Consider the following 21,385-nt stretch of genomic DNA (forward strand, 5'->3'; position numbering starts at 1 on the left):
GCAACTCCGGCCCGCGACACCCTGCCACCGGCTACGTAGCCGACGAGGCCGCAGCGCCGCCGGTCCCGGCGGCTCCCACGACCCTCCCGCAACGCCCTTACACGCAACGCCCTTACAGAAGTCCGTTTTTCACCCTTCGCGCCAAGAGGTGGCCACCCCCATGTCAAAAACCCTCCCCGACCCCAGTCGCTGGAAAGCCCTGGTCTTCATCGCCCTCGCCCAGCTGATGGTCGTGCTCGACGCGACGATCGTGAACATCGCGCTGCCGTCCGCCCAGCAGGACCTCGGCATATCGGACGGCAACCGGCAGTGGGTCATCACCGCCTACGCGCTCGCCTTCGGTGGTCTGCTCCTCTTCGGCGGCCGGGTCGCCGACCTGTGGGGCCGTAAGCGCACCTTCGTGGTCGGTCTGATCGGCTTCGCCGCGGCCTCCGCGCTCGGCGGCGCCGCCAACGGCGAGGCCATGATGCTCGGCGCCCGTGCGCTGCAGGGCGCGTTCGGCGCGCTGCTCGCCCCGGCCGCCCTCTCCCTCCTCGCGGTGATGTTCACCGACGCCAAGGAGCGCGCCAAGGCCTTCGGCATCTACGGCGCGATCGCCGGTGGCGGCGGCGCCGTGGGCCTGATCCTCGGCGGCTTCCTCACCGAGTACCTGAACTGGCGCTGGACCTTCTTCGTCAACATCCCGTTCGCGATCGTCGCGGCGGCCGGTGCCTACTTCGTCATCCGTGAGCCGGCCGGCGGCCGCAACCGCTCGCCGCTCGACATCCCGGGCGTGGTCCTGTCCACCCTGGGCCTGGTCTCCCTCGTCTACGGCTTCACGCGCGCCGAGTCCGACGGCTGGTCGGACGCCACGACCGTCGGCCTGTTCGCCGCCTCCGTCGTCCTGCTGGCCGCCTTCGCCCTGGTCGAGTCGCGGGTGAAGTCGCCGCTGCTGCCGCTGCGCGTCGTCACCGACCGCAACCGCGGCGGTGTGTACCTGTCGCTCGGTCTCGCCGTCATCGCGATGTTCGGTCTGTTCCTCTTCCTGACCTACTACCTCCAGGTCGTGAAGGGATACTCGCCGGTCAAGACGGGCTTCGCGTTCCTGCCGATGATCGCGGGCATGATCACCGGTTCCACCCAGATCGGTACGCGGCTGATGACCCGGGTCCCGCCCCGCTTCCTCATGGGTCCGGGCTTCCTGACCGCCGGTGTCGGCATGCTGCTCCTGACCCAGCTGGAGATCGGCTCCTCGTACGCCGGTCTGATCCTGCCGGCGCAGCTGCTGCTCGGCCTCGGCATGGGTACGGCGTTCATGCCGGCCATGTCGCTGGCGACGCACGGTGTCGACCCGCGCGACGCCGGTGTGGCCTCCGCGATGGTCAACACCTCGCAGCAGGTCGGCGGCGCCATCGGTACGGCCCTGCTGAACACGATCGCCGCCTCGGCGACCACCGCGTACATCGCCGACCACGTGGCCGGCGCGACGACGCCGTCGGCGCAGAAGCTGCTCCAGCTCCAGGGCATGGTCGAGGGCTACTCGGCCGCCATCTGGTGGGCGGTCGGCATCCTGGCGGTCTCCGCGGCCCTCGCGCTGACGCTGATCAACACCGGCAAGCCGGGATCGGGCGTGGTGGCCGGCTCGGGCTCCGGCTCCGCGGACGCGGATGTCGAGGACGAGGTGAAGATCCCCGTCATCGCCCACTGATCGTCATCGCCCACTGATCCGAGGGCCCGCCCCGCGGGTCCCGCTACGCCACCTCCGGCGCGCCTCCAGCGCCGCCTGCCCTGGCCGCCTGCCCTGGTTCCTCAACGGAGCCAGGGCAGGTCCGCGTTCGGGTCCGTGGGCTGGAGGCCCTCGGCGACGGTCCGCATGATCGCGCCGAGCTGTTCGACCTGCTCTGCCGTGAGCCGGTCGAACAGCGCCTGCCGCACGGCGTCGACGTGGCCGGGCGCGGTGCGGCGCAGCACCTCGTAACCCTCGTCCGTGAGCGTGGCGAACTGCCCGCGCTTGTCGGAGGGGCACTCCTCGCGCGCCACCCAGCCGCTCTTCTCCAGGCGGGCGATCGCGTGCGAGAGCCGCGAGCGGGTGATCTTGACGTCCTTCGCCAGTTCCGTCATGCGCATCCGGCGGCGCGGAGCCTGGGCGAGCTGGACGAGCAGCCCGTAATAGATGTGGGGCATCCCGGCGTCGCGCTGCAACTGGCGGTCGAGATGGTCCTCCAGGAGGGTGGTGGCGTGGAGGTAGGCGCGCCAGGTGCGCTGCTCCTCGTCGCTGAGCCAGCGAGGTTCGGTCATGGGTCCATGGTACGACCAATCCTTGAAAGTTGAACTAGATCGGGGCTAAGCTGTACCAGGAACGCTTGAAGGTTCAAGGATTCGCAGAAGGAGGCGGACGCCATGGACGCCACGCTCGAACGGACGCCGGCTCCCTCGCGGATGCCCGCCCTCTACCTCTCCCACGGCGCCCCGCCGCTCGCCGACGACCCGGTCTGGCCCGGCGAGCTCGCCGCCTGGTCCGCCGGCCTGCCCCGGCCCAAGGCGATCCTCATGATCTCCGCGCACTGGGAGGAGGCCCCGCTCGCCCTCGGCGCCACCGAGACCGTCCCGCTCGTCTACGACTTCTGGGGCTTCCCCGAGCACTACTACCGGGTCCAGTACGCGGCGCCCGGCGCTCCCGGGCTCGCCGCCTCCGTCCGCAAGCTGCTCCATGGCCCCGGCACGCCCGTCCAGGTCATCCCCGACCGCGGGCTCGACCACGGCGCGTACGTGCCGCTCGTCGAGATGTTCCCCGGCGCCGACATCCCGGTGCTCCAGATCTCCATGCCGACGCTCGACCCGCGCCGGCTCATGGACATCGGCCGCCGGCTCGCGCCGCTGCGCGACGAGGGCGTCCTGATCGTCGGCAGCGGTTTCTTCACCCACAACCTGGCCGCCCTGCGGCACCCCGGCGGCGGGGTGCCGGGATGGTCCGCCGAGTTCGACGCCTGGGGCCACGAGGCGCTCGCCGCGCACGACGTCGACGCGCTGCTCGACTTCACGCACAAGTCGCCGGCCGGCCGCCTCGCCCATCCGCGCACCGAACACTTCGCGCCACTTTTCGTCACCATGGGCGCGGCGGACGCGGCCGGGGACCTGGACCGGGAGCGGAGCGTCATCGACGGCTTCTGGATGGGGCTCGCGAAGCGCTCGGTGCAGTTCGGCTGAGCTCGAACAGCCTCTCGTAAAGCAGGGAGCCGATGCCGCGCCCGGCGGCGGCGGGCGAGACGTACACGCTGACCTCCACGGACGTGGCGTACGCGGCCTTCGGGCGGAACGCGCTGCTCGTCGCGTAGCCGAGGAGCGTGGCGGAGGCGGTGGTGGCGCCCGGCGTGGCCACGGTGGGCGGGGGGCCCGGGGTGGCCGGCCCGCCCGGCTTCGCCGCGTGAGCAACCAGAAGGCGGTGGGAGCCGTCTTCAGGGTGGGAGCGGAGCCAGGGAAGCCGCTGCTCCGGGGTGAAGGGCTCCGTGTCGAATGTGATCGCCGTCTCACGGACGTAGTGGTTGCAGAGCTCCGTCAGGGCCGCCAGATCACCCTCCGTGCCCGCCCTGACCTGCACGTTGACGGTTCCCATCGGCCTGCCCTCCCCGTCGTCGGCCGCGCAGGATACTGCATGATCGCGAAAATCGAGGCGGCGGGTGGGAATTCTGTCCTGATTCCAGTCGTTGTTTCCGTCGGATGCAGGGCACCCGCAAGGGTGTCGCGACCTACTCAGCAAGGGAGCACGCATGGCAACCCGTGCCGTCGCCCGTCGTCAGTCGTCCGCCGCGAGCACCGCGGGCGGAGACAGCCGGGCAAGCAGCGTTCGCGCCGTGGGCGGGGAGATCGCCGACCGCGACCTGGTCGGCATGTACCTCGACGAGATCGCGCGCACGCCCCTGCTCGACGCCGCCAAGGAGGTCGAGCTCTCGCAGACCATCGAGGCCGGCGTCTATGCCCGGGAGATCCTCGAAGGTGAGGTCGAGAGCGACGCGGGCGGAGCCACCCGCGAGGAGCTCGAAGCGCTGGTCGCCGCCGGCGAGCGGGCCAAGGACCTCTTCATCAAGTCCAATCTGCGGCTCGTCGTCGCCGTGGCCCGGCGCTATCCGCGCAGCGGGCTGCCCCTGCTCGACCTGATCCAGGAGGGGAACGCGGGCCTGGTGCGCGCGGTCGAGAAGTTCGACTACGCGAAGGGCTTCAAGTTCTCGACGTACGCCACGTGGTGGATCCGCCAGGCCATCACCCGGTCCATCGCCGACCAGTCCCGCACGATCCGGCTGCCCGTCCACCTGGTGGAGGAGCTGGGCCGGATCCGCCGGGTGCAGCGCGAGTTCAACCGCGAGCACGGCCGCGAGCCGGAGCCCGCGGAGATCGCGGCCGAGCTGGGCTCGACGGCCGAGCGGGTCATCGACGTCCTGGACTGGGCGCGCGACCCGGTCTCGCTCAACATGTCGGTGGACGACGAGGGCGAGACGCAGTTCGGCGACCTGCTGGAGGACACCTCCGCCATCTCTCCGGAGCAGTCGGTCCTCACCCTGCTGCGCAGCGAGGAGCTCGACGACCTGATCGACAAGCTCGACCACCGCACCGCGTCCATCATCCGCATGCGGTACGGCATCGAGGACGGCCGCGAGCGCACCCTGACCGAGGTCGGCAAGGAGCACGGCCTCACGCGCGAGCGCATCCGCCAGATCGAGAAGCACGCCCTGCTCGAACTGAAGAAGATGGCCCGCGACACGGGCTTCGACGCGGTGGCCTGACGTCCCTGAGGCGCTCGAGTCCGGGCCCGACGGCCCCGGCCGGACCCGGTCCCTGAGGCGCCCGAGGCCAGGCCGCCCGGCGGCCCGACGGTCCCGGCCGGACCCTTCCCGGCCGGGCCTCACGGGCCAGGGCCGGCCCCGGGGCCCCGCGGACCCGCCCGGCCCCGGACCACCGCGCTCCGGCGGCCGCCTACGCGGTCGCCGCCGCCAGCCGGCTCGCCAGCTCCTCCACGTACGCCGTCAGCGACGCCGGCCCGTGGATCGTGAAGGGAGCGTCCACCAGGGCCAGGCGCAGGGCGAGCCATTCGGTGGAGTCGGCGGTGCGGGTGCGCAGCCGGCAGGTGGTGTCCGTGAGCGGCGTCGGGACGAGGTGCGCCGGGAGGCGGGCCGCCACGAAGTCCGCCGGGGCGTCGAAGCTGACGTCGAGGTCGACCTCGGGCTGGGCGCGCGCCATCGAGCGGGCCAGATAGGCGGCGGCGTCGCCGGTCGGCAGCTCGCGCGGAGCGAAGCGCACTCCCGTGGCGAACGGGTCGCTCACCCGGTCCACCCGGAAGGTGCGCCAGTCCTCGCGCCCCACGTCGTACGCGACGAGATACCAGCGCCGTCCCGTCGACACCAGCCGGTACGGCTCGACCAGCCGCTTCGACTCGGCCCCGTCGCCCGCGCGGTAGCCGAAGCGCAGCCGCTCCTGCCCGGTCACCGCCGCCGCGAGCGCGGTCAGCGTCTGCGGCGCGACCGTGGCGCCGTCCCCGCGGGTCAGCGGGATGGTCGCGTTCTGGAGCGTGGACACCCGGTGCCGCAGCCGTGACGGCAGCACCTGCTCCAGCTTGGCGAGAGCCCGTACGGACGCCTCCTCTACGCCCTCGATGGCGTGCCCGGCGCCCGCCCGCAGCCCGACCGCGATGGCCACGGCCTCCTCGTCGTCGAGGAGCAGCGGCGGCATCGCCGTCCCGGCGACCAGGCGGTATCCGCCCACCGCGCCCTTGGTCGCCTCGACGGGATAGCCGAGCTCGCGCAGCCGGTCGATGTCCCGGCGGATGGTGCGCGGCGAGACCGCGAGCCGCTCGGCGAGCTCGCTGCCGGGCCACTCGCGCGGGGTCTGGAGGAGCGACAGCAGGTTGAGGAGTCGTGCCGGAGTATCCGTCATGTTTTCCAGGATGGCGCTCAAGTAGGACATGAGCTGACCTATATGACTTCTATGTTTCTCGCATGAGTTCACACGACGCCGCTCCCGCCCCGGTCCCGGCCTCCGACGGGGCGGACAGCAGACGCTGGATCGCCCTCGCCATCGTCATGACCGCCGCCTTCATGGACCTGGTCGACGCCACGATCGTCAACATCGCGATCCCCAGCATCGAGCGGGACCTCGGCGCCTCCTTCGGCGCGATCCAGTGGATCACCGCCGGATACGCGCTCGCGTTCGCCGCCGGCCTGATCACCGGCGGACGGCTCGGCGACATCTACGGCCGCAAGCGCCTGTTCCTCACCGGAACCGCCGGCTTCACCCTCGCCTCCGCGCTGTGCGGCCTCGCCGCCAACCAGGAGATGCTGGTCGGCTCCCGCCTCCTGCAGGGCGCGGCGGCGGCGCTGATGGTGCCGCAGGTGCTGTCGATCGTGCACGTGACGTTCCCGGCGCACGAGCGCGGCAAGGTCTTCGGCATGTTCGGCGCGATCATCGGCCTCGGCGCGGTGTCCGGCCCGCTGCTCGGCGCGCTGCTGACCCAGTGGAACATCGCCGGCCTCGAGTGGCGGCCGATCTTCCTCATCAACCTGCCGGTCGGCGTCGCCGCCCTGATCCTCGGCCGCCGCTTCATCACCGAGTCCAAGGCGCCGAAGGCGCTCCGCCTCGACATGGTGGGCGTGCTCCTGGTGACGGTCGCGCTGCTGATGCTGATCTATCCGCTGACCCGTGGCCGCGAGCTGGACTGGCCGCTGTGGGGCCACCTGATGATGGCCGGCAGCCTCGTCGTGTTCGCCGCCCTCGTCGCGTACGAGAAGCACAAGACGAAGAAGGACGGCTCGCCGCTGGTCGAGTTGTCGCTGTTCAAGGTGAAGTCCTTCGCGGCCGGTATCGCGGTGCAGCTCACCTTCGGTGTCGTGATGGGCATCTTCTTCCTGGTCTGGACGCTCTACATGCAGATCGGGCTCGGCTGGAGCCCGCTGAAGGCCGGTCTGACGGGCGTCCCGTTCTCGATCGCCGTCTCGACGGCGGCGGGCCTGTCGGTGCAGGCGCTGGTGCCGCGCTTCGGCCGCAAGGTGCTGCAGGCGGGCGCGCTGACGATGGCGGCGGGCATCCTCCTCTACTTCTTCGAGGCGGGCCGCTACGGCACGGGCATTCACTCCTGGCAGATGATCCCGCCGCTGGTGGTCATGGGTCTGGGCATGGGCCTGATCGTGGCGCCGCTGACGGACGCGGTGCTCTCGGAGGTGCCGCGCGAGCACGCCGGCTCGGCCTCGGGCCTCATCAACACGACGGGGCAGATGGGCAACGCGCTCGGACTCGGCCTGGTGTCGGTGGTGTTCTTCGGGTCGATCGACGAGAAGCGGCTGGCCGCTGCTCCGGCGGAGACGGGCGAGGCGTTCACGAACGCCTTCCAGAACTCGCTGGGCTGGACGGTGGCGGTGCTCGCCGGCATCTTCCTGGTGATGTTCGCGCTGCCGGCGAAGCCGAAGCAGCACCTGGAGGGCGGCGCCGAGGAGGAGCCGCCGGCGGACGGCTCCGGCGCCGTGGAGAAGGAGCCCGTGCTGGCCTCCTGACCCGGTTTCTCGACGGAGGGCCTTCGGGACGTGTCCACGTGTCCCGAAGGCCCTTCGCCGTACCGGGCGGCGGGTCGCCCGGAGCGCGGCGCCGGGCGGCGGGCCGCCGGGCCCGGTGCGCCAGGATCCGGGCGACGGCGCAGTGTGGTCGGCGCGGTGGGGTGTAGTCCGCGCGGTGGGGTGTGGTCCGCGCGGTGCGGCGCGGTGTGCGCGGTGGCGTCAGCGGACCCGGGAGCGGGACTCCATCGCCTCGCGCGCGGCGCGCTCGTCCTCGTACACCTCGCACATGTGCCGGCCGTCCGGCGTCGCCGTGTGCTCGACCTCCCAGAGGCTGACCTCGCTGCCGTCGAGCAGCAGGAACTGGTGCTCGTAGAGGGTGAAGCCGGCGTCCCGGCCGCCCTCCACGGGGCAGTGCCGCCCGAAGGCCTGCGTGATGTGGTGCGCGAACGCCAGCCGCAGCCGACGCGCGGTCGCCTCGCCCGGCCGGTTCGCGTTCTCCGCGCGGCGCAGCACCCGGCGGGCGTGGTCCGCGGAGTTGTCCGGCACGTACGAACGGGGCTGGGCCGGTATCGGACGGGCGAGGAGCCGGCTCATCAGCTCCAGGTCGTCGTCCTCGTCGGCCGGCGTGCCGTCGGCGCGCTCGGTGGTCCAGCCCAGCGAGGGGCCGGCCGGCAGCCGGGAGGCGGCGAGCCGGGCCTCGGCCTCCTCTACGTACAGCTCGTGCTGCCGGGCGCCGTCCCGGCCGGAGTTGTGCACCAGCTCCCAGAGGCTGACGGCGCTGCCGTCGGGCAGCAGATAGGTGTGGCGGTAGGTGGTGCGGTGCAGCGACGCGCTGTGGTGCGAGGAGTAGAGCGTGCTGGAGTGGGCGAGGGCCGACTCCAGGCGCTCGATCGTGGAGTCGGGCAGGTCGAAGGAGTTGAGCGCCCGGCCGAGGAGTCGCTCAAGGTGGGTCTCGGTCGTCTCGTACGGATCGTGCGAATGATCCCGCGGATCGTTCAAGAGGGTCTCCAGGCCGTCGCCGCATGTCACTTGCTGCTTGCTTAACGTAGTCCCTGGGTCTGACATCGTGTCCGGCGTTCGGGAAAACGAACGGGGGCGCACGACGAGTTCCCGCGCCTCGGCGCAGTTGTGCCAACTCCCTTTGGTATACCGGCAGTCCGTTCCGTGGGCCAGTCGTCGTACGACTTCCCGCGTCCGGAGAGGCCTTCAAGCCCGGTTCGCGCTACGGCTCCCCGTTCGGCTCCCGCTACCCCTCGCCGTACAGCTCGCGGTACGCCGGGAAGTCGCCGCCCGGCCCGTACGTCCCGGTCAGAGGCGCGAGCACGGCCCGGACGATGGCGCGGGTGACGGTGTCGGCGCCCGCCGCGAGGACCTCGTTGAGGGCGAGCGGACCGGGCGCGGACGGCAGTTCGCGTGTCCCGGTCGCGAGGGCGAAGACCGTGTCGCCGTCGTTGAGGAGATGCACCGGACGGACGGCGCGCGCGATGCCGTCGTGCGCCGTGCCCGCGAGCTTCTGCGCCTGCGCGCGCGTCAGCGCCGCGTCCGTGGCGACCACCGCGAGCGTGGTGTTCAACGGCGGAGGCACGGACGTCGCCCGGGCCTGCGCCAGCCGCCGCTGCGCGTTCTCGTGCACGGCCGGATCGGGATAGGCGGGCCGCCCGCCACCGAAGTGGGCCCCGTACAGGACGCCGGTCCCGGGATCGACCGCCGAACCGACCGCGTTGACGACGACGAGCGCGCCGACCGTGATCCCCGACTCCAGCACGGTGCTCGCCGTTCCCACGCCGCCCTTGAATCCGCCGACGACCGCCCCGGTGCCCGCGCCGACCGCGCCCGTCTCCACGCGCGCGTGGAGCCCGCTCGCGGCCGCCGCCTCCACCGCGGCCCGGCCCGTCGCGGCGTCCGGCCGGGCCGCGAAGTCGCCGCCTCTGCCGAGGTCGAAGACGCACGCGGCCGGCACGACCGGCACCACATGCGCCGGATCCGGCCCGACCCGCACCCCGCGCCGCCGCTCCTCCAGCCAGGCCATCACTCCGGCGGCCGAGTCCAGGCCGTACGCGCTGCCGCCGGTCAGGACCACGGCGTCGATCCGCTGGACGACGTTGCGCGGGTCCAGGGCGTCCGTCTCCCGCGTGCCCGGCCCTCCGCCCCGTACGTCCACCGCGGCCACCGCCCCGCCCTCCGGGGCGAGGACGACCGTGGTGCCGGACAGCGCGCGGTCCCCGGGCACGCGCGCGTGGCCGACCCGGAGGCCGGCCACGTCGGTCAGTGCGTCTTGCTGCGTCATGGCCCTTGCGTAGCACGGAAGTGTGGACGAGGCAGCGGTACGAGGCAGAGGCATGAGGGCGGGCGCTCGCCGAAGCCCTGGGTCAGCGCTTCGGCCCGAGGTAGGTGCCGCCCGAGGCGCCGATCACGGTCCCGGTCCCGGCGATCCAGCGGCCCTCCGGCGAGGCCGGGAACGCCACCGGGTCCGTGATGTCCTCCGGCTGCCCCACCCACGGCAGCGTCTGCCCGGCGATCAGGAAGCCCCGCGGGAGGAAGCCGGCCGCGTGGCCGGGTTGGTGGCGGTCAGCGTCACGCCGACCGCGACGGTCGCGGCCGCCACGAGCCCGGCCGCGAACACCGCCCAGTGCCCGGCGAACGTGCACATCAGGATCGCCAGCGACGACACCGGCAGAACGGCCTGCTGGGCGAGGCCGACCTTGAAGTAGCGGGCGTGCAGCAGCCATACGCAGAGCAGGAACAGGGCCGTCGGGATGGTGACGGCGGAGGACGCGGCGAGCGTGGAGAGGTGCGCCTTGCCGACCACCTGCTCGACCGCGATCTCGATGCCCGCGCCGATCGCGGCGGCCGAGGTGAAGATCAGGAAGTGGCCGTAGCCCCACAGGAAGCCCTGGCGGTTGGAGGCGAGCCGGTCGTGCGCGGGCACGACGAAGTAGATCCACCAGGCGGCGAACACGATGAGGAGCCCGCCGGCGGCGATCGGCAGCACCTCGGCGAGCGCGTCGTTCTCCGTCACTCCCGACTTCACGGCCACCGTGGCCGCCGCGATCGTCTCACCGAGCACGATGATGGTGAACAGGCCGTAGCGCTCGGCGATGTGGTGCGGATGCCACTGTGTGGTGACGTCCTTCTCCGCGTACACCGGTACGGCCATCTCGGCGAGCGCCATCACCAGGAACACCCACGGCCGGGCGTCCTCCGGCACGATCAGCAGCAGGGTCCAGCCCAGCTGGCAGACCAGCACGCCGGTCGCGTAGCGGTGGCACATCGTCCGCTCGGCCGGGTCGGTGGCGTGGTGCGCGGCGCGCAGCCACTGGGAGGACAGCGCGAGGCGCATGACCACGTAGCCGATGTAGACCACCAGGAAGTCGCGGTCCGCGAAGGCGCGGGACACGCCGGCGGCGAGGATCAGGACGCCGGCGATCTGGACGAGCGTGACGACGCGGTAGAGCACGTCGTCGTTGTCGTACGCCGAGGCGAACCACGTGAAGTTCATCCACGCCCACCAGATGGCCCAGAAGACCATCGCGTAGTTCAGGATCCCGGACCCGGCGTGGCCCTCCGCGACGGCGTGCACGAGCTCGGCGCCCGCCTGTGCGACGGCGACCACGAAGCAGAGGTCGAAGAACAACTCGAGCGGTGTGGCGGCCCGGTGTTCCTCGTCCCGGGAGCGGGCGGTGAGCGGAAGAAACGGTTGTGTCATCCCCACAGAACACCAGACCCCTCCCACCCGGGCGAGCCACGACACCACGCCCAGGGCGCCCAGGGCCCTGCCCTGTCGCGCTTGGTGCCGAGGGCCGGGCGCTCCCGGACTCGGCGCCGAGGGCCCCGCCCTGCCGGGGCCAAGCCGGTCGACCGTCGGTCTCGCCGACGACGGAGTCTGACGCAACCCGCAACCCGCAACCCGCAACCCGCGGCCCGCGGGCCCGGGCGGAGCCTGGGGAGAGCAAGGGGTCCCCGAACCGTCAGGGACGCGCCATGAGTTCCTAGTGACCGACCGACCGACCGACCGACCGACGACCGACGGCCGGTCGTCGCGGGCCTTCCGGGCTCCGCGGGCCGTGCGCCGTCCGAGACTCACCCGCCGGTATGGCGAAACGGGCGAAAGTGATCATATCGCCCTAGGGTGGCCGCGTGATCGAGCCACCGCAGGCACCCGCCGAGCCACCCCAGGCCCCCGCCGGGCCTCCGCAGGCGTCCACCGCGCCGGCGCCCGCCTCCGTCGACCGGGCGCCCAGGACACCCGCCCAGGTGCGCCGTCGCGCGACCCTCGCCGGGGTCGCCGTCTCCCTGCTGCTGATCCTCGCGATCGTCTTCGGCAGCCGGCTGCTGCGGGACTTCGACTCGGCCCTCCTTCCCTACGCGGTGGCCACCGTCTTCCTCGCGTTCGGCGTCGCCTACCGCTACACCGTGTGGGTCTCGGCCCCCGGCGCGCGCCGCCTCTTCGCCCAGGGCTGGCGCGCCTTCTTCTCCGCCGACAACTTCCGCACGGCGCCCACCGCCCTGCCCCGCATGATCGCCACCTATCTCGGCTTCCAGAAGTTCCTCGGCGCCCGCTCGCACGCCCGCTGGGCCGCCCACCAGCTGATCTTCTGGGGCTGCGTCCTGGCGGCCCTGATCACCTTCCCGCTGACCTGGGGCTGGTTCACCTTCACCTCCTCCACCGGCTCCGGGCCCGGCTACGAGATGCGCGTCTGGGGCTTCAAGGTCCTCGGCTTCGACGCCCTGAACGCCGTCGGCTGGCTCATGTTCCACGGCCTGGACATCGCCGCCGTCCTCGTCATCCCCGGCGCCTGCTACTTCCTGTGGCGCCGGATGAAGGACCGCGGCGCCGCCACCGGCCAGCGCTTCGCCTACGACCTGGTCCCGCTGATCGCCCTGGTCGTCGTCTCCGTCACCGGCCTGCTGCTCACCTTCTCCTCGATCTTCCTGCACGGCGGTGGCTACGAGTTCCTTGCCGTCCTCCACATGGTGTCGGTGGTCTTCACGCTCATCTACATCCCGTTCGGGAAGTTCTTCCACATCGTCCAGCGGCCCGCCGCCGTCGGCATGCAGCTGTTCAAGTACACCGCCCGCCGCAAGGACCAGGGCGCCGCGGGAGACGACGCCGGCCTCCTCGCCTGCCGCCGCTGCGGACAGCCCGTCGACACCGTGCCCTACGTCGAGAACCTCCGGGGCACCATGCGCGATCTGAAGCTCGACTTCGACGAATGGGCCGAGTACTGCCCCCGCTGCAAGCGCGTCCTGCGGGGCAACGCCTACCTCACCCACGTCAAGAAGGGCTTCAAGTGACCTCCTCGCTGCCTCTTGACCCGTCCGTCGCACCGCCCGGCACCCGCAACTTCCGCGACGCCGGCGGGATCCCGGCCGACCGCTGGCACGCCGACCAGAACGGCGAGACCCTCGTCCCCACCCACTGCTGCTTCTGCGGTGTGCAGTGCGGCATGTATCTGCGCGTCGACCACGGCGGCAAGGTCTTCGGCGTCGAACCCCGCAACCACGACATCAACCGGATGCGGCTCTGCCCCAAGGGCATCAACGCCTATCAGCAGGTCAACCACCCCGACCGGCTCACCGCCCCGCTCATGCGCCGGGCCCGCGACGAGCCGTTCCGTGAGGTGAGCTGGGAGGAGGCGCTCGACTTCACCGTCTCCGAGATCCGGCGCATCCAGGACGCCCACGGCAACGACGCCTTCGGCCTGCTCGGCGGCGCCAGCCTCTACTCGGAGAAGACCTATCTCGTCGGCAAGTTCGCCCGGGTCGCCCTGAAGACCCGGCACGTCGACTACAACGGCCGCCTGTGCATGGTCTCCGCCGCCGGCGCCAACAAGCTCGCCTTCGGCATCGACCGGGCCGGAAACCCCTTCTCCGACATCCTCCTCACCGACTGCCTCCTCATCGCCGGCTCCAACGTCGGCGAATGCTTCCCCGTGCTGACCCAGTACCTGTGGGGCGCCCGGGACCGCGGCGCCACCCTGATCGTCGTCGACCCGCGCGAGACGGCCGTCGCCCGCACCGCCGACATCCACGTCGCCCTCAAACCCGGCACCGACGCCGCGTTCTTCAACGCCGTCCTCCACGTCGTCGTCGCCGAAGGCCTCACCGACGAGGCCTACCTCGCCGCCCACGCCACCGGCTGGGAGGAGGTGAGGAAGAGTGTCGCCGACTGTCCGCCCGCCCGCGCCGCCGAGATCTGCGGCGTGCCCGAGGAGCAGATCGTCCAGGTCGCCCGCGTGTTCGCCGGCGCCGGCAAGGCCATGGCCTGGCACGCCCGCGGCGTCGAACACCACTCCCAGGGCGTCGAGAACTGCCTGACGATCATCAACCTGTGCGTCGCCACCGGAAACATCGGCCGGCCCGGCGCCGGCTACGGCACCCTCACCGGCCAGGGCAACGGCCAGGGCGGCCGCGAACACGGCCAGAAATCCGACCTCCTGCCCGGCGGACGCTCCATCTCCAACCCCGAACACCGCCGCCAGATCTGCGCGATCTGGGGCATCGAGGAGTCCGAACTCCCGCTCGCCGGCACCTCCATGATGGAGATGGTCTGGCAGATGCAGCGCCGCGAGATCCGCGGCCTCATCGGCATCTGCAACAACCCCTTCGTCTCCCTCCCTCACTACGCCACCGTGAAGGAGGGATACGACGCCACCGAATTCCACGCCCAATTCGACTTCTTCCTCTCCGAGACCGCCGCCAACGCCCACGTCGTCTTCCCCGTCACCGTCTGGGCCGAGGACGAGGGCGTCATGGCCAACGCCGAGGCCCGTGTCGTCAAGCACAACAAGGCCCAGGAACCGCCCGCCGGCGTCCGCACCGACACCTGGGTCATCTGCGAACTCGCCAAGCGCCTGGGCGCGGGCGACAAGTTCGCCTTCCCCGACTCGCGCTCCGTCTTCGAGGAGCTCCGCGTCGCCTCCGCCGGCACGGTCAACGACTACTTCGGCATCACCTACGAACGCCTCGAGCAGACCGGCGGCATCGCCTGGCCGTGCCCCACCACCGACCACCCCGGCACGCCCCGCCTCTTCGAGGACGGCCGGACCTACCACCCCGACGGCAAGATCCATCTGCAGGTCGTCGAATGGCACCCGCCCATGGACCCGTACACCGAGGAATACCCCCTCTCGCTCACCACCGGACGCACCGTCGCCCACTTCCTCTCCGGCAACCAGACCCGACGCCTGGGCGCCCTCGTCGAACAGACCCCGCGTCCCTGGGTCGAGGTCCATCCCTCCCACGGCTTCCGCACCGGAGACCCGGTCCGCGTCGTCACCCGCCGCGGCAGCGAGGTCTTCCCGGCCCTGGTCACCGAAGCGATCCGCCCCGACACCGTCTTCGTCCCCTACCACTGGCCCGTGCCCACCGCCGCCAACGCGCTGACCATCGACGCCCTCGACCCGCGCTCGAAGATCCCCGAGTACAAGGTGTGCGCCGCCCGCATCGAGGCCGCTGAACGGATCGACGAGGTCCCCGCACCGCCCACCGCACCCGGCCGGCTCGCCTACCCGGAGACCCAGGTCTCCCGCAGCGACCCGCTGCCGCCCACGTCCCCCCAGGGCCGTGGCACCTCGGAGAGGAGCTGACGCCGCAGATGATGGGCCGAACGATCTTCATCGACCCGGGCCGCTGCATCGGCTGCCAGGCCTGCGTCTCCGCATGTCGCGAATGCGACTCGCACCGGGGCAAGTCGATGATCCACCTCGACTACCCCGACGAGGGCCACTCCGTCGCCTCCCTCCCCACCGTCTGCATGCACTGCGAGGACCCCGTCGCACCCTGCGCGGAGGTCTGCCCCGCCGACGCGATCCTGGTCACCGCCGACGGCGTCGTGCAGCAGGCCGACACCACCCGCTGCATCGGCTGCGCCAACTGCGTCAACGCCTGCCCCTTCGGTGTCCCGAAGATCGACCTCCAGGCGAAGCTGCAGATGAAGTGCAACCTCTGCTACGACCGCACCGCCTACGGCCTCGCCCCCATGTGCGCCACCGTCTGCCCGACCGGCGCCCTCTTCTACGGAACCGTCGAGGAGCTCCAGGCCGAACGGCCCGGCGTCCAGGTCGCCGACTCCTTCACCTTCGGCTCCACCACCGTCACCACCGGAGTGGCCATGGTCGTGCCCGCCGACAAGGTCCGGTGGCCGGTCCCCGGCGGCCTGCCCGTCGTCGAAGTCAACGGAGTGGATGTCCGATGAGCGTCACCGAACAGCCACCGGCCCCCGGCCCCGGCCCCGGCTCAGGCCCCGGCCCCGACCCGGCCGACCGCACCGACCCGGCCGGCGCCACCGACGCGACCGACCGCACCGACGCCGCCCAGGCCGCGCTGCGCGACCGGATCTCCGCCGACTCGCTGACCACCCGCCGCGACTACCTGCGGATCGTCGCCACCGTCTCCGGCGGACTCGCCGTCGGCGGCATCGGCGTCGCCTCCGGCATCCTGCACCGGCACGGCGACAGCGACGGCGGCGCTCCCGAGCCCAAGCGGATCGCCGACGAGATCCTCCCCGGCGACTCGGTCGCCTTCCGCTATCCCGACGAGGAGGACCGCGCCGTCGCCGTCCGCCTTCGGGACGGAACCCTCGCCGGCTACTCCGCCGTCTGCACCCACCTCGCCTGCGCCGTGCTCTGGCGCAAGGACCGCGGAAGCGAGGGCGAGCTGTACTGCCCCTGCCACGAGGGCGTCTTCGACGCCCGCACCGGCGAGGTCACCGCCGGCCCGCCGCCGCGGGCCCTGCCCAAGGTGCTCCTCGTCGAGGACGCCGACGGCAGTGTCTGGGCCGTGGGCACCACGCGCTCCGGCGAAAGCGTCCAGGAAGGCCTGTGCCGACAACTCGGCGAGCAACGGCCCGCTCTCGCCGAGCGCCTCGGCTGCCCGGGCGCCGGCGCCGGCGGATCGCCGGAGAGGAGCCGCAGGACATGACCGACACCCCGTTCCCCAAGGACCCGGCCGCTCCCGGCCACCGGACCGGCGATCCGGAGAGCCCTCCGCCGCGCCCCGTGTACACCCCCGGCAGCGCCCAGGCCCGCCTCAACCGCCCGCTCCACGAGCGCTACCCGCAGATCCGGCCCACCAGCGGTTACGGCGACCCGCGGATCCGGCACACCGGCCCCGGCCCGGGCGCCGGGACCGACCAGGAGCCCGAGCGCTCCTCGAAGCTCACCGCCCGCCTGGTCCTGGTCCTCACCGTGGTCGTCGGCCAGCTGTGGGGCCTGACGATCGTCGTCGACGAGTGGATGGCCGGCGACACCGGCACCGCGTGGTGGGGCGCGGGCTTCCTCGTCCTGTCGTTCCTCGTGGTCCTCGGCCTGTGGCTGCTCGACCCGGAGGACCGCTGATCAGACGGGTGCGCGGCGGGCGACCCGGCGTACCCTGAAGACATGAGCACCGCCCCCGCCCACGGATCGCGAAATGCGAAGCAGTCCGACACCGTTCCAGAATCGAAACCCAGGCCGGCACTGATCTTCGACGATCCGCTGGACCAGCAGTCCGCGGACGACACGGACCGTGGGTGGGGCGAGCGGCCTCCGGTCGGCGGCGACAACGTCGCCGCCGACCTCGCGCGTTTCCTCGACGAGAAGCCGCCCCACCACCTCTGAGACCTGCGCGCGGCGCCGGTCAGGAGGCGGAGTGGGCCCCGGTGCCCGAGCCCGTCCCGGTGCTCACACCCGTGTTGTTGACCGACGGGCCCCGCTGCGCGACCAGGTGGTCCCGGATCTCCTTGAGCACCTCCAGCTCGCTGACCTCCAGCGTCTCCTGGACGCCCTCCTTCGCCTTCTCGTGCGCGGCGCGCTTGGCGAGGATCTTGGCCATCGGCAGGACCATCAGGAAGTACACGACGGCGGCGGTGATCAGGAAGCTGAGCACGGCGCTGAGGACCAGCCCCCACTGGATCTGAATGCCCTGCATCTCCCCGTTCACGATCCGGCACGGTGCCTTGAGGCAGGAGGAGTAGCCCTCCAGGTCCTTCGTGCCGAAGGCGCCCACGACCGGGTTGATGATGCCCTTGACCACCGAGTTCACGATGTTGGTGAAGGCGGCACCGATGACGACGGCCACCGCCAGGTCGATCACGTTCCCGCGCATCAGGAAGGCTTTGAAGCCTCCCAGCAGACTTTCCTTCTTCTCGGCCACCGAGGTGCCTTTCGTCGCGTGTGCTGCTCTGTGCGGAGCCATTACGCCGCGATCGGCGCAGAGGCGTCCAATCCGTACACACGGGACGGTTACTTGACAGGCCGTCAGTGCGAATCAGCACAGTGTCACCGCCAGTTGTGACGTCATGCCCGCACCGGCGAGCGCCGTCGCCGTCGATCGCGGAACGGAAAGGACGACCAAGGCCCCACCGTCCGAACGAGTCTCGCCCGCGCGCGGCACTTCGGCCACTCGGGCGCCCGACGCCACCACGCGGGCCTCGCCGGCCACGCCCGTCATCGAGTGGGGCGCGGCGATCACGTCGACCCGGTCGCCGGGCCTGAGCAGGCGGACGGTCGCCGCGTCCGCGATGCGCACGGGAGCGGACACGAGCGGCACGGCGGCCGGCCGGTGCGGCTGCCGCACCGCCGGCGCGGAAGGCCGCGGGACCAGGTCGTCGGCCCCGGCGGCTCCCGTCGCCGCGAGCGCGGCCGCCGTCATCGCGAGGACCGCGGCGGGCGCCCGCCGGCGGCGGCGCAGCGCCCGGCACAGTCGTCGCTTTCCGCCGCGCACGCGCAGCGGATCGAACTGCGGCACACCGCACGGCGTGGGCACGGAGGCAGGAGTGTGGGGAAGGCAGGAGTGTGTGGTCATCGCGCCACCGCCTGTCGTGAGCCGTCCGCCGGACCGTCCGGCGAACCGCACTCACCGTCGCGCACTCGCCGCGATCCCGCTCCGGCCTGTGGACTACTGGCCGGTTGTGGACAACTTCCTCACCCGCGCGAGCGATTGCCGCCGCGGGGCGGGCTCGGGGACGCTGGAGTCAGCCCGGCCCTCGCCGGCGGTCCGTCCCTCACCCCGGCCGCCCGCGGAGCTCAGGGCAGTTCGATGCCCAGGTCCCACCCGTCGTGGGCGCGGGTGCACAGGCAGTCCCGGTCGACGGTCGCGGGGAGCGCGCTCACCGCGTCGAAGAGCACTTCGCGCAGTCGTCCCACGTTCTCGCCGAACACCCGCAGAACCTCGGTGTGCGAGACGCCGTCCCCCGTCTCCGCGCCCGCGTCCAGATCCGTCACCAGTGCGAGGGAGGTGTAGCAGAGTCCCAGTTCCCGGGCGAGGACGGCCTCGGGGTGGCCGGTCATGCCGACCACCGACCAGCCCGCGGCCGCGTGCCAGCGCGACTCGGCGCGCGTGGAGAAGCGGGGGCCCTCGACGACGACCATCGTGCCGCCGTCGACCGGCTCCCAGCCCCGCCCGCGGGCGGCCTTGACGGCCACCCGCCGCCCGTCGGGGCAGTAGGGGTCGGCGAAGGTCACGTGGACCACGCGGGGGACGGCGCCGCCCCACGCCTCGGGCAGTGGCTCCCCGTCGAAATAGGTCTGCGCGCGGGACTTCGTCCGGTCGACCAGCTGGTCGGGCACGACGAGGGTGCCGGGGCCGTGGTCCTCGCGCAGTCCGCCGACCGCGCACGGGCCGAGGATCTGGCGCACGCCCACGGAGCGCAGGGCCCACAGGTTGGCGCGGTAGTTGATCCGGTGCGGCGGCACGTGGTGGCCGCGGCCGTGCCGCGGGAGGAAGGCGACCTGCCGGCCGGCGAGCTCGCCGAGGAAGAGGGAGTCGCTGGGGCTGCCGTACGGGGTGTCGACCCGCACCTCGGTCACATCGTCAAGGAAGGAGTAGAACCCGGAACCGCCGATCACACCGATGTCCGCGTACGCGTCACGAGCCTGGGTCGCCATGACGGTCACCCTAACGGCCGGAGCAACGCCGAATGCCCCGCCGAACGGATCGGCAGGGCATTCGCGGGAACGGGTGGGCTCAGGCCGCCGGAGTCGTGCTCGTCGAGGCCGCGGGCTTCGAGTCCGAGGAGGACGAGGAAGCAGACGACGTGGAAGAGGAGGACGACGACGAAGACGCAGAGGACTTCGACGAGGCCGGCGAGCTGCTGGACGACGAGCCACGGCTGTCGTTCCGGTAGAAGCCGGAGCCCTTGAACACGATGCCGACCGCGGAGAACACCTTCTTGAGGCGTCCGTTGCAGCTCGGGCATTCGGTCAGAGCGTCATCAGTGAACTTCTGCACCGCCTCGAGGCCCTCGCCGCACTCGGTGCACTGGTACTGGTAGGTCGGCACGTGTCTTCCTCCTGGCACTCACACTCATCGAGTGCTAACGACGATCCATAGTGACGTATTCCGCGGGTTCAGTCCACCGGCACGGGAACTCGGTGACCGATACCACGTGCCGCGACCCGGCTCGTCGCCCGGGGCCGCAGCCGCGAGCGGAGTGCTACCAGAGTGACCAGAGCGAGCAGGGTGCCCGCCATCGGGACCAGGAAGCCGGTGCTGGCGCCGTGGGCGTCGGCCAGCCGGCCGGCCACGGTGACGGCGCCGGCCTGGCCCAGCGCCACGGCGCCGGTCAGCCAGGTGAAGGCCTCGGTGCGGGAGCCGGCCGGGACCAGCGTCTCGACGATGGTGTAGCCGGTGATCAGGGCCGGGGCGATGCACAGGCCCACGACGAGGCCGAGGGCTCCGAGCAGCAGGACCGAGTGGACGGACCACAGAAGGGAGGCGGCGACGGTCAGACCGGCGTAGCCGAGGATCAGACGGCGGCGCGGGCCGATCTTCCAGGCGACGGCGCCCATCGCGATGCCGGCGAGCATGTTGCCGGCGGCGAAGATGCCGTAGAGCAGGCCGTTGGCTCCGGGGTTGCCGATCTCCTCGGAGAAGGCTGTGAGCGAGACCTGCATGCCGCCGAAGACCGAGCCGATGCCGAGGAAGGCGATGGCGAGGACGCGGACGCCGGGGACGGACAGCGCGGACCGGTGCGGTTCGGCGTCGGTCCGGCCGGCGTCGGCGAGCAGGCCGTGGGCGGGCTGGGTGCTGCGCTGGGCGGCGAAGAGCAGGCCGCCGACCAGGGTGAGCGCGGCTTCGGTGATCAGGCCGGCCGCCGGGTGCACGCCGGTGCACAGGGCGGTGGCGAGGACCGGGCCGATGACGAAGGTGAACTCGTCCGTCACCGACTCGAAGGCGGCGGCGGTCGACATCAGGGGAGTGCCGTCCAGCTTGGCGGCCCAGCGGGCCCGGACCATCGGTCCGACCTGCGGCACCGAGGCGCCGGACGGGACGGCCGCGAGGAACAGGGCCCACAGCGGGGCGCCGGCCAGCGCCAGGGCGACGAGGAGGGAGACCGAGGCGGCGTGGACGAGGACGCCGGGGACGAGGACGGCCCGCTGGCCGAAGCGGTCGGCGAGCTTGCCGCTCTGCGGCGCGAACAGCGCCATGGAGACGCCGGTGGCGGCCGCCACCGCGCCGGCGGTGCCGTAGGAGCCGGTGGTGTGCTGGACGAGCAGGACGATGCCGATGGTGAGCATCGCAAAAGGCTGTCGGGCGGCGAAGCCCGGCAGGAGGAAGGAGAGTGCACCAGGGGTGCGCAGCAGCCGGCCGTAACCGGGCCGCTTCTCGACGACCGTGGACGCCACGGTCCATGCCTTTCTGCCGCCTGGTAGCGGGTCCGCGCACGGTGGTGCCGGTGTCGCCGAGAGCTGTCCTCTTGCGCGGAACTGCGGTAGATACCGGGACCCACTGCGGGGGGGGGGGGGGGGGGGGGGGGGGGGGGGGGGCGGCGGGCGGGGGGGGGGGGGGGGGGCGGGGGGCGGGAGTTTCGGGTGTGCTTCTGGTGCGGCCGCCCTGTTTCCGAGTGTGGCCCCCTCCGTCGTCCCGTCAAGGGCGCTCCCTTCGGTCGC

The 21,385-nt window shown here is 72.1% G+C and carries 22 protein-coding genes; 10 read left to right on the forward strand and 12 right to left on the reverse strand.

The window, feature by feature from the left end:
* Positions 1–160: 160 nt before the first annotated feature.
* On the forward strand, positions 161–1,687 hold the full coding sequence (locus ACIGO8_RS31380) for an MFS transporter (RefSeq protein WP_399737720.1): 1,527 nt from the start codon (positions 161–163) through the stop codon (positions 1,685–1,687).
* 101 nt (positions 1,688–1,788) lie between these two features.
* On the opposite strand, the gene ACIGO8_RS31385 is transcribed toward ACIGO8_RS31380, so the two are convergent.
* Positions 1,789–2,277 carry a MarR family winged helix-turn-helix transcriptional regulator gene (locus tag ACIGO8_RS31385; RefSeq protein WP_399737722.1) on the reverse strand — a complete coding sequence of 163 codons (489 nt, stop codon included), beginning with the start codon at positions 2,275–2,277 and terminating at the stop codon, positions 1,789–1,791.
* 102 nt (positions 2,278–2,379) lie between these two features.
* On the opposite strand from ACIGO8_RS31385, the gene ACIGO8_RS31390 reads away from it, so the two are divergent.
* On the forward strand, positions 2,380–3,186 hold the full coding sequence (locus ACIGO8_RS31390; RefSeq protein WP_399737724.1) for a dioxygenase: 807 nt from the start codon (positions 2,380–2,382) through the stop codon (positions 3,184–3,186).
* On the opposite strand, the gene ACIGO8_RS31395 is transcribed toward ACIGO8_RS31390, so the two are convergent.
* Entirely contained in the window at positions 3,134–3,592 is a 459-nt protein-coding gene (locus ACIGO8_RS31395) for a GNAT family N-acetyltransferase (RefSeq protein ID WP_399737726.1), read from the reverse strand. The two genes, ACIGO8_RS31390 and ACIGO8_RS31395, sit on opposite strands and share 53 nt — an antisense overlap.
* Positions 3,593–3,746: 154 nt before the next feature.
* On the opposite strand from ACIGO8_RS31395, the gene ACIGO8_RS31400 reads away from it, so the two are divergent.
* Positions 3,747–4,757, forward strand: a complete 1,011-nt coding sequence (locus ACIGO8_RS31400) for an RNA polymerase sigma factor RpoD/SigA (protein WP_399737728.1) — start codon at positions 3,747–3,749, stop codon at positions 4,755–4,757.
* A gap of 190 nt (positions 4,758–4,947) precedes the next feature.
* Here ACIGO8_RS31400 and ACIGO8_RS31405 read toward each other — a convergent pair whose 3' ends face one another.
* Positions 4,948–5,904, reverse strand: a complete 957-nt coding sequence (locus ACIGO8_RS31405) for a helix-turn-helix transcriptional regulator (RefSeq protein ID WP_399737730.1) — start codon at positions 5,902–5,904, stop codon at positions 4,948–4,950.
* A 62-nt stretch (positions 5,905–5,966) separates the two neighbouring features.
* Between ACIGO8_RS31405 and ACIGO8_RS31410 the strand changes: the two genes are divergently transcribed.
* Positions 5,967–7,514 carry an MFS transporter gene (locus tag ACIGO8_RS31410; RefSeq protein WP_399737731.1) on the forward strand — a complete coding sequence of 516 codons (1,548 nt, stop codon included), beginning with the start codon at positions 5,967–5,969 and terminating at the stop codon, positions 7,512–7,514.
* A 219-nt stretch (positions 7,515–7,733) separates the two neighbouring features.
* On the opposite strand, the gene ACIGO8_RS31415 is transcribed toward ACIGO8_RS31410, so the two are convergent.
* The 4 genes from ACIGO8_RS31415 to ACIGO8_RS31430 form a co-directional block, all read right to left on the reverse strand.
* Positions 7,734–8,513, reverse strand: coding sequence for a DUF6227 family protein (locus ACIGO8_RS31415; protein ID WP_399737733.1), 780 nt, complete (start codon positions 8,511–8,513; stop codon positions 7,734–7,736).
* Between the two features lie 247 nt (positions 8,514–8,760).
* Complete coding sequence (locus ACIGO8_RS31420) at positions 8,761–9,801, reverse strand: P1 family peptidase (protein WP_399737735.1); 1,041 nt, start codon at positions 9,799–9,801, stop codon at positions 8,761–8,763.
* 82 nt (positions 9,802–9,883) lie between these two features.
* Positions 9,884–10,009, reverse strand: coding sequence for a hypothetical protein (locus ACIGO8_RS31425; RefSeq protein ID WP_399737737.1), 126 nt, complete (start codon positions 10,007–10,009; stop codon positions 9,884–9,886).
* Positions 10,010–10,032: 23 nt separating this feature from the next.
* Positions 10,033–11,220: a low temperature requirement protein A gene (locus ACIGO8_RS31430; RefSeq protein ID WP_399737739.1), complete on the reverse strand. Its 1,188-nt coding sequence runs from the start codon at positions 11,218–11,220 to the stop codon at positions 10,033–10,035.
* A gap of 431 nt (positions 11,221–11,651) precedes the next feature.
* Between ACIGO8_RS31430 and ACIGO8_RS31435 the strand changes: the two genes are divergently transcribed.
* The 6 genes from ACIGO8_RS31435 to ACIGO8_RS31460 are packed head-to-tail and all read left to right on the forward strand — an operon-like array spanning position 11,652 to position 17,113.
* Positions 11,652–12,809, forward strand: coding sequence for an MFS transporter (locus tag ACIGO8_RS31435; RefSeq protein ID WP_399737741.1), 1,158 nt, complete (start codon positions 11,652–11,654; stop codon positions 12,807–12,809).
* Positions 12,806–15,103, forward strand: a complete 2,298-nt coding sequence (locus tag ACIGO8_RS31440) for a molybdopterin oxidoreductase family protein (RefSeq protein ID WP_399737743.1) — start codon at positions 12,806–12,808, stop codon at positions 15,101–15,103. Before ACIGO8_RS31435 ends, ACIGO8_RS31440 begins: the two co-directional genes overlap by 4 nt.
* An 8-nt stretch (positions 15,104–15,111) precedes the next feature.
* Complete coding sequence (locus ACIGO8_RS31445) at positions 15,112–15,711, forward strand: 4Fe-4S dicluster domain-containing protein (protein ID WP_399737745.1); 600 nt, start codon at positions 15,112–15,114, stop codon at positions 15,709–15,711.
* Positions 15,708–16,436 (forward strand): Rieske (2Fe-2S) protein, encoded by a 729-nt coding sequence (locus ACIGO8_RS31450; RefSeq protein WP_399737747.1) that lies wholly within the window; start codon positions 15,708–15,710, stop codon positions 16,434–16,436. Before ACIGO8_RS31445 ends, ACIGO8_RS31450 begins: the two co-directional genes overlap by 4 nt.
* On the forward strand, positions 16,433–16,852 hold the full coding sequence (locus tag ACIGO8_RS31455; RefSeq protein ID WP_399737749.1) for a hypothetical protein: 420 nt from the start codon (positions 16,433–16,435) through the stop codon (positions 16,850–16,852). The genes ACIGO8_RS31450 and ACIGO8_RS31455 overlap by 4 nt, the downstream gene beginning before the upstream one ends.
* 42 nt (positions 16,853–16,894) lie before the next feature.
* Positions 16,895–17,113 carry a hypothetical protein gene (locus tag ACIGO8_RS31460; protein WP_399737751.1) on the forward strand — a complete coding sequence of 73 codons (219 nt, stop codon included), beginning with the start codon at positions 16,895–16,897 and terminating at the stop codon, positions 17,111–17,113.
* A gap of 19 nt (positions 17,114–17,132) precedes the next feature.
* On the opposite strand, the gene mscL is transcribed toward ACIGO8_RS31460, so the two are convergent.
* The 5 genes from mscL to ACIGO8_RS31485 all read right to left on the reverse strand — a co-directional run bounded on the left by mscL (position 17,133) and on the right by ACIGO8_RS31485 (position 21,121).
* Positions 17,133–17,648, reverse strand: a complete 516-nt coding sequence (gene mscL / locus ACIGO8_RS31465) for a large conductance mechanosensitive channel protein MscL (RefSeq protein ID WP_399737753.1) — start codon at positions 17,646–17,648, stop codon at positions 17,133–17,135.
* A gap of 114 nt (positions 17,649–17,762) precedes the next feature.
* Positions 17,763–18,260, reverse strand: coding sequence for a hypothetical protein (locus ACIGO8_RS31470; protein WP_399737755.1), 498 nt, complete (start codon positions 18,258–18,260; stop codon positions 17,763–17,765).
* A gap of 260 nt (positions 18,261–18,520) precedes the next feature.
* Positions 18,521–19,381, reverse strand: coding sequence for an S-methyl-5'-thioadenosine phosphorylase (locus ACIGO8_RS31475; protein ID WP_399737758.1), 861 nt, complete (start codon positions 19,379–19,381; stop codon positions 18,521–18,523).
* Positions 19,382–19,460: 79 nt separating this feature from the next.
* On the reverse strand, positions 19,461–19,775 hold the full coding sequence (locus ACIGO8_RS31480) for an FmdB family zinc ribbon protein (RefSeq protein WP_399737760.1): 315 nt from the start codon (positions 19,773–19,775) through the stop codon (positions 19,461–19,463).
* 68 nt (positions 19,776–19,843) lie between these two features.
* Entirely contained in the window at positions 19,844–21,121 is a 1,278-nt protein-coding gene (locus ACIGO8_RS31485) for an MFS transporter (protein ID WP_399737762.1), read from the reverse strand.
* Positions 21,122–21,385 lie beyond the last annotated feature (264 nt).

It is taken from the genome of Streptomyces sp. NPDC053493 (assembly GCF_044544825.1).
Taxonomy (GTDB): Bacteria; Actinomycetota; Actinomycetes; order Streptomycetales; family Streptomycetaceae; genus Streptomyces.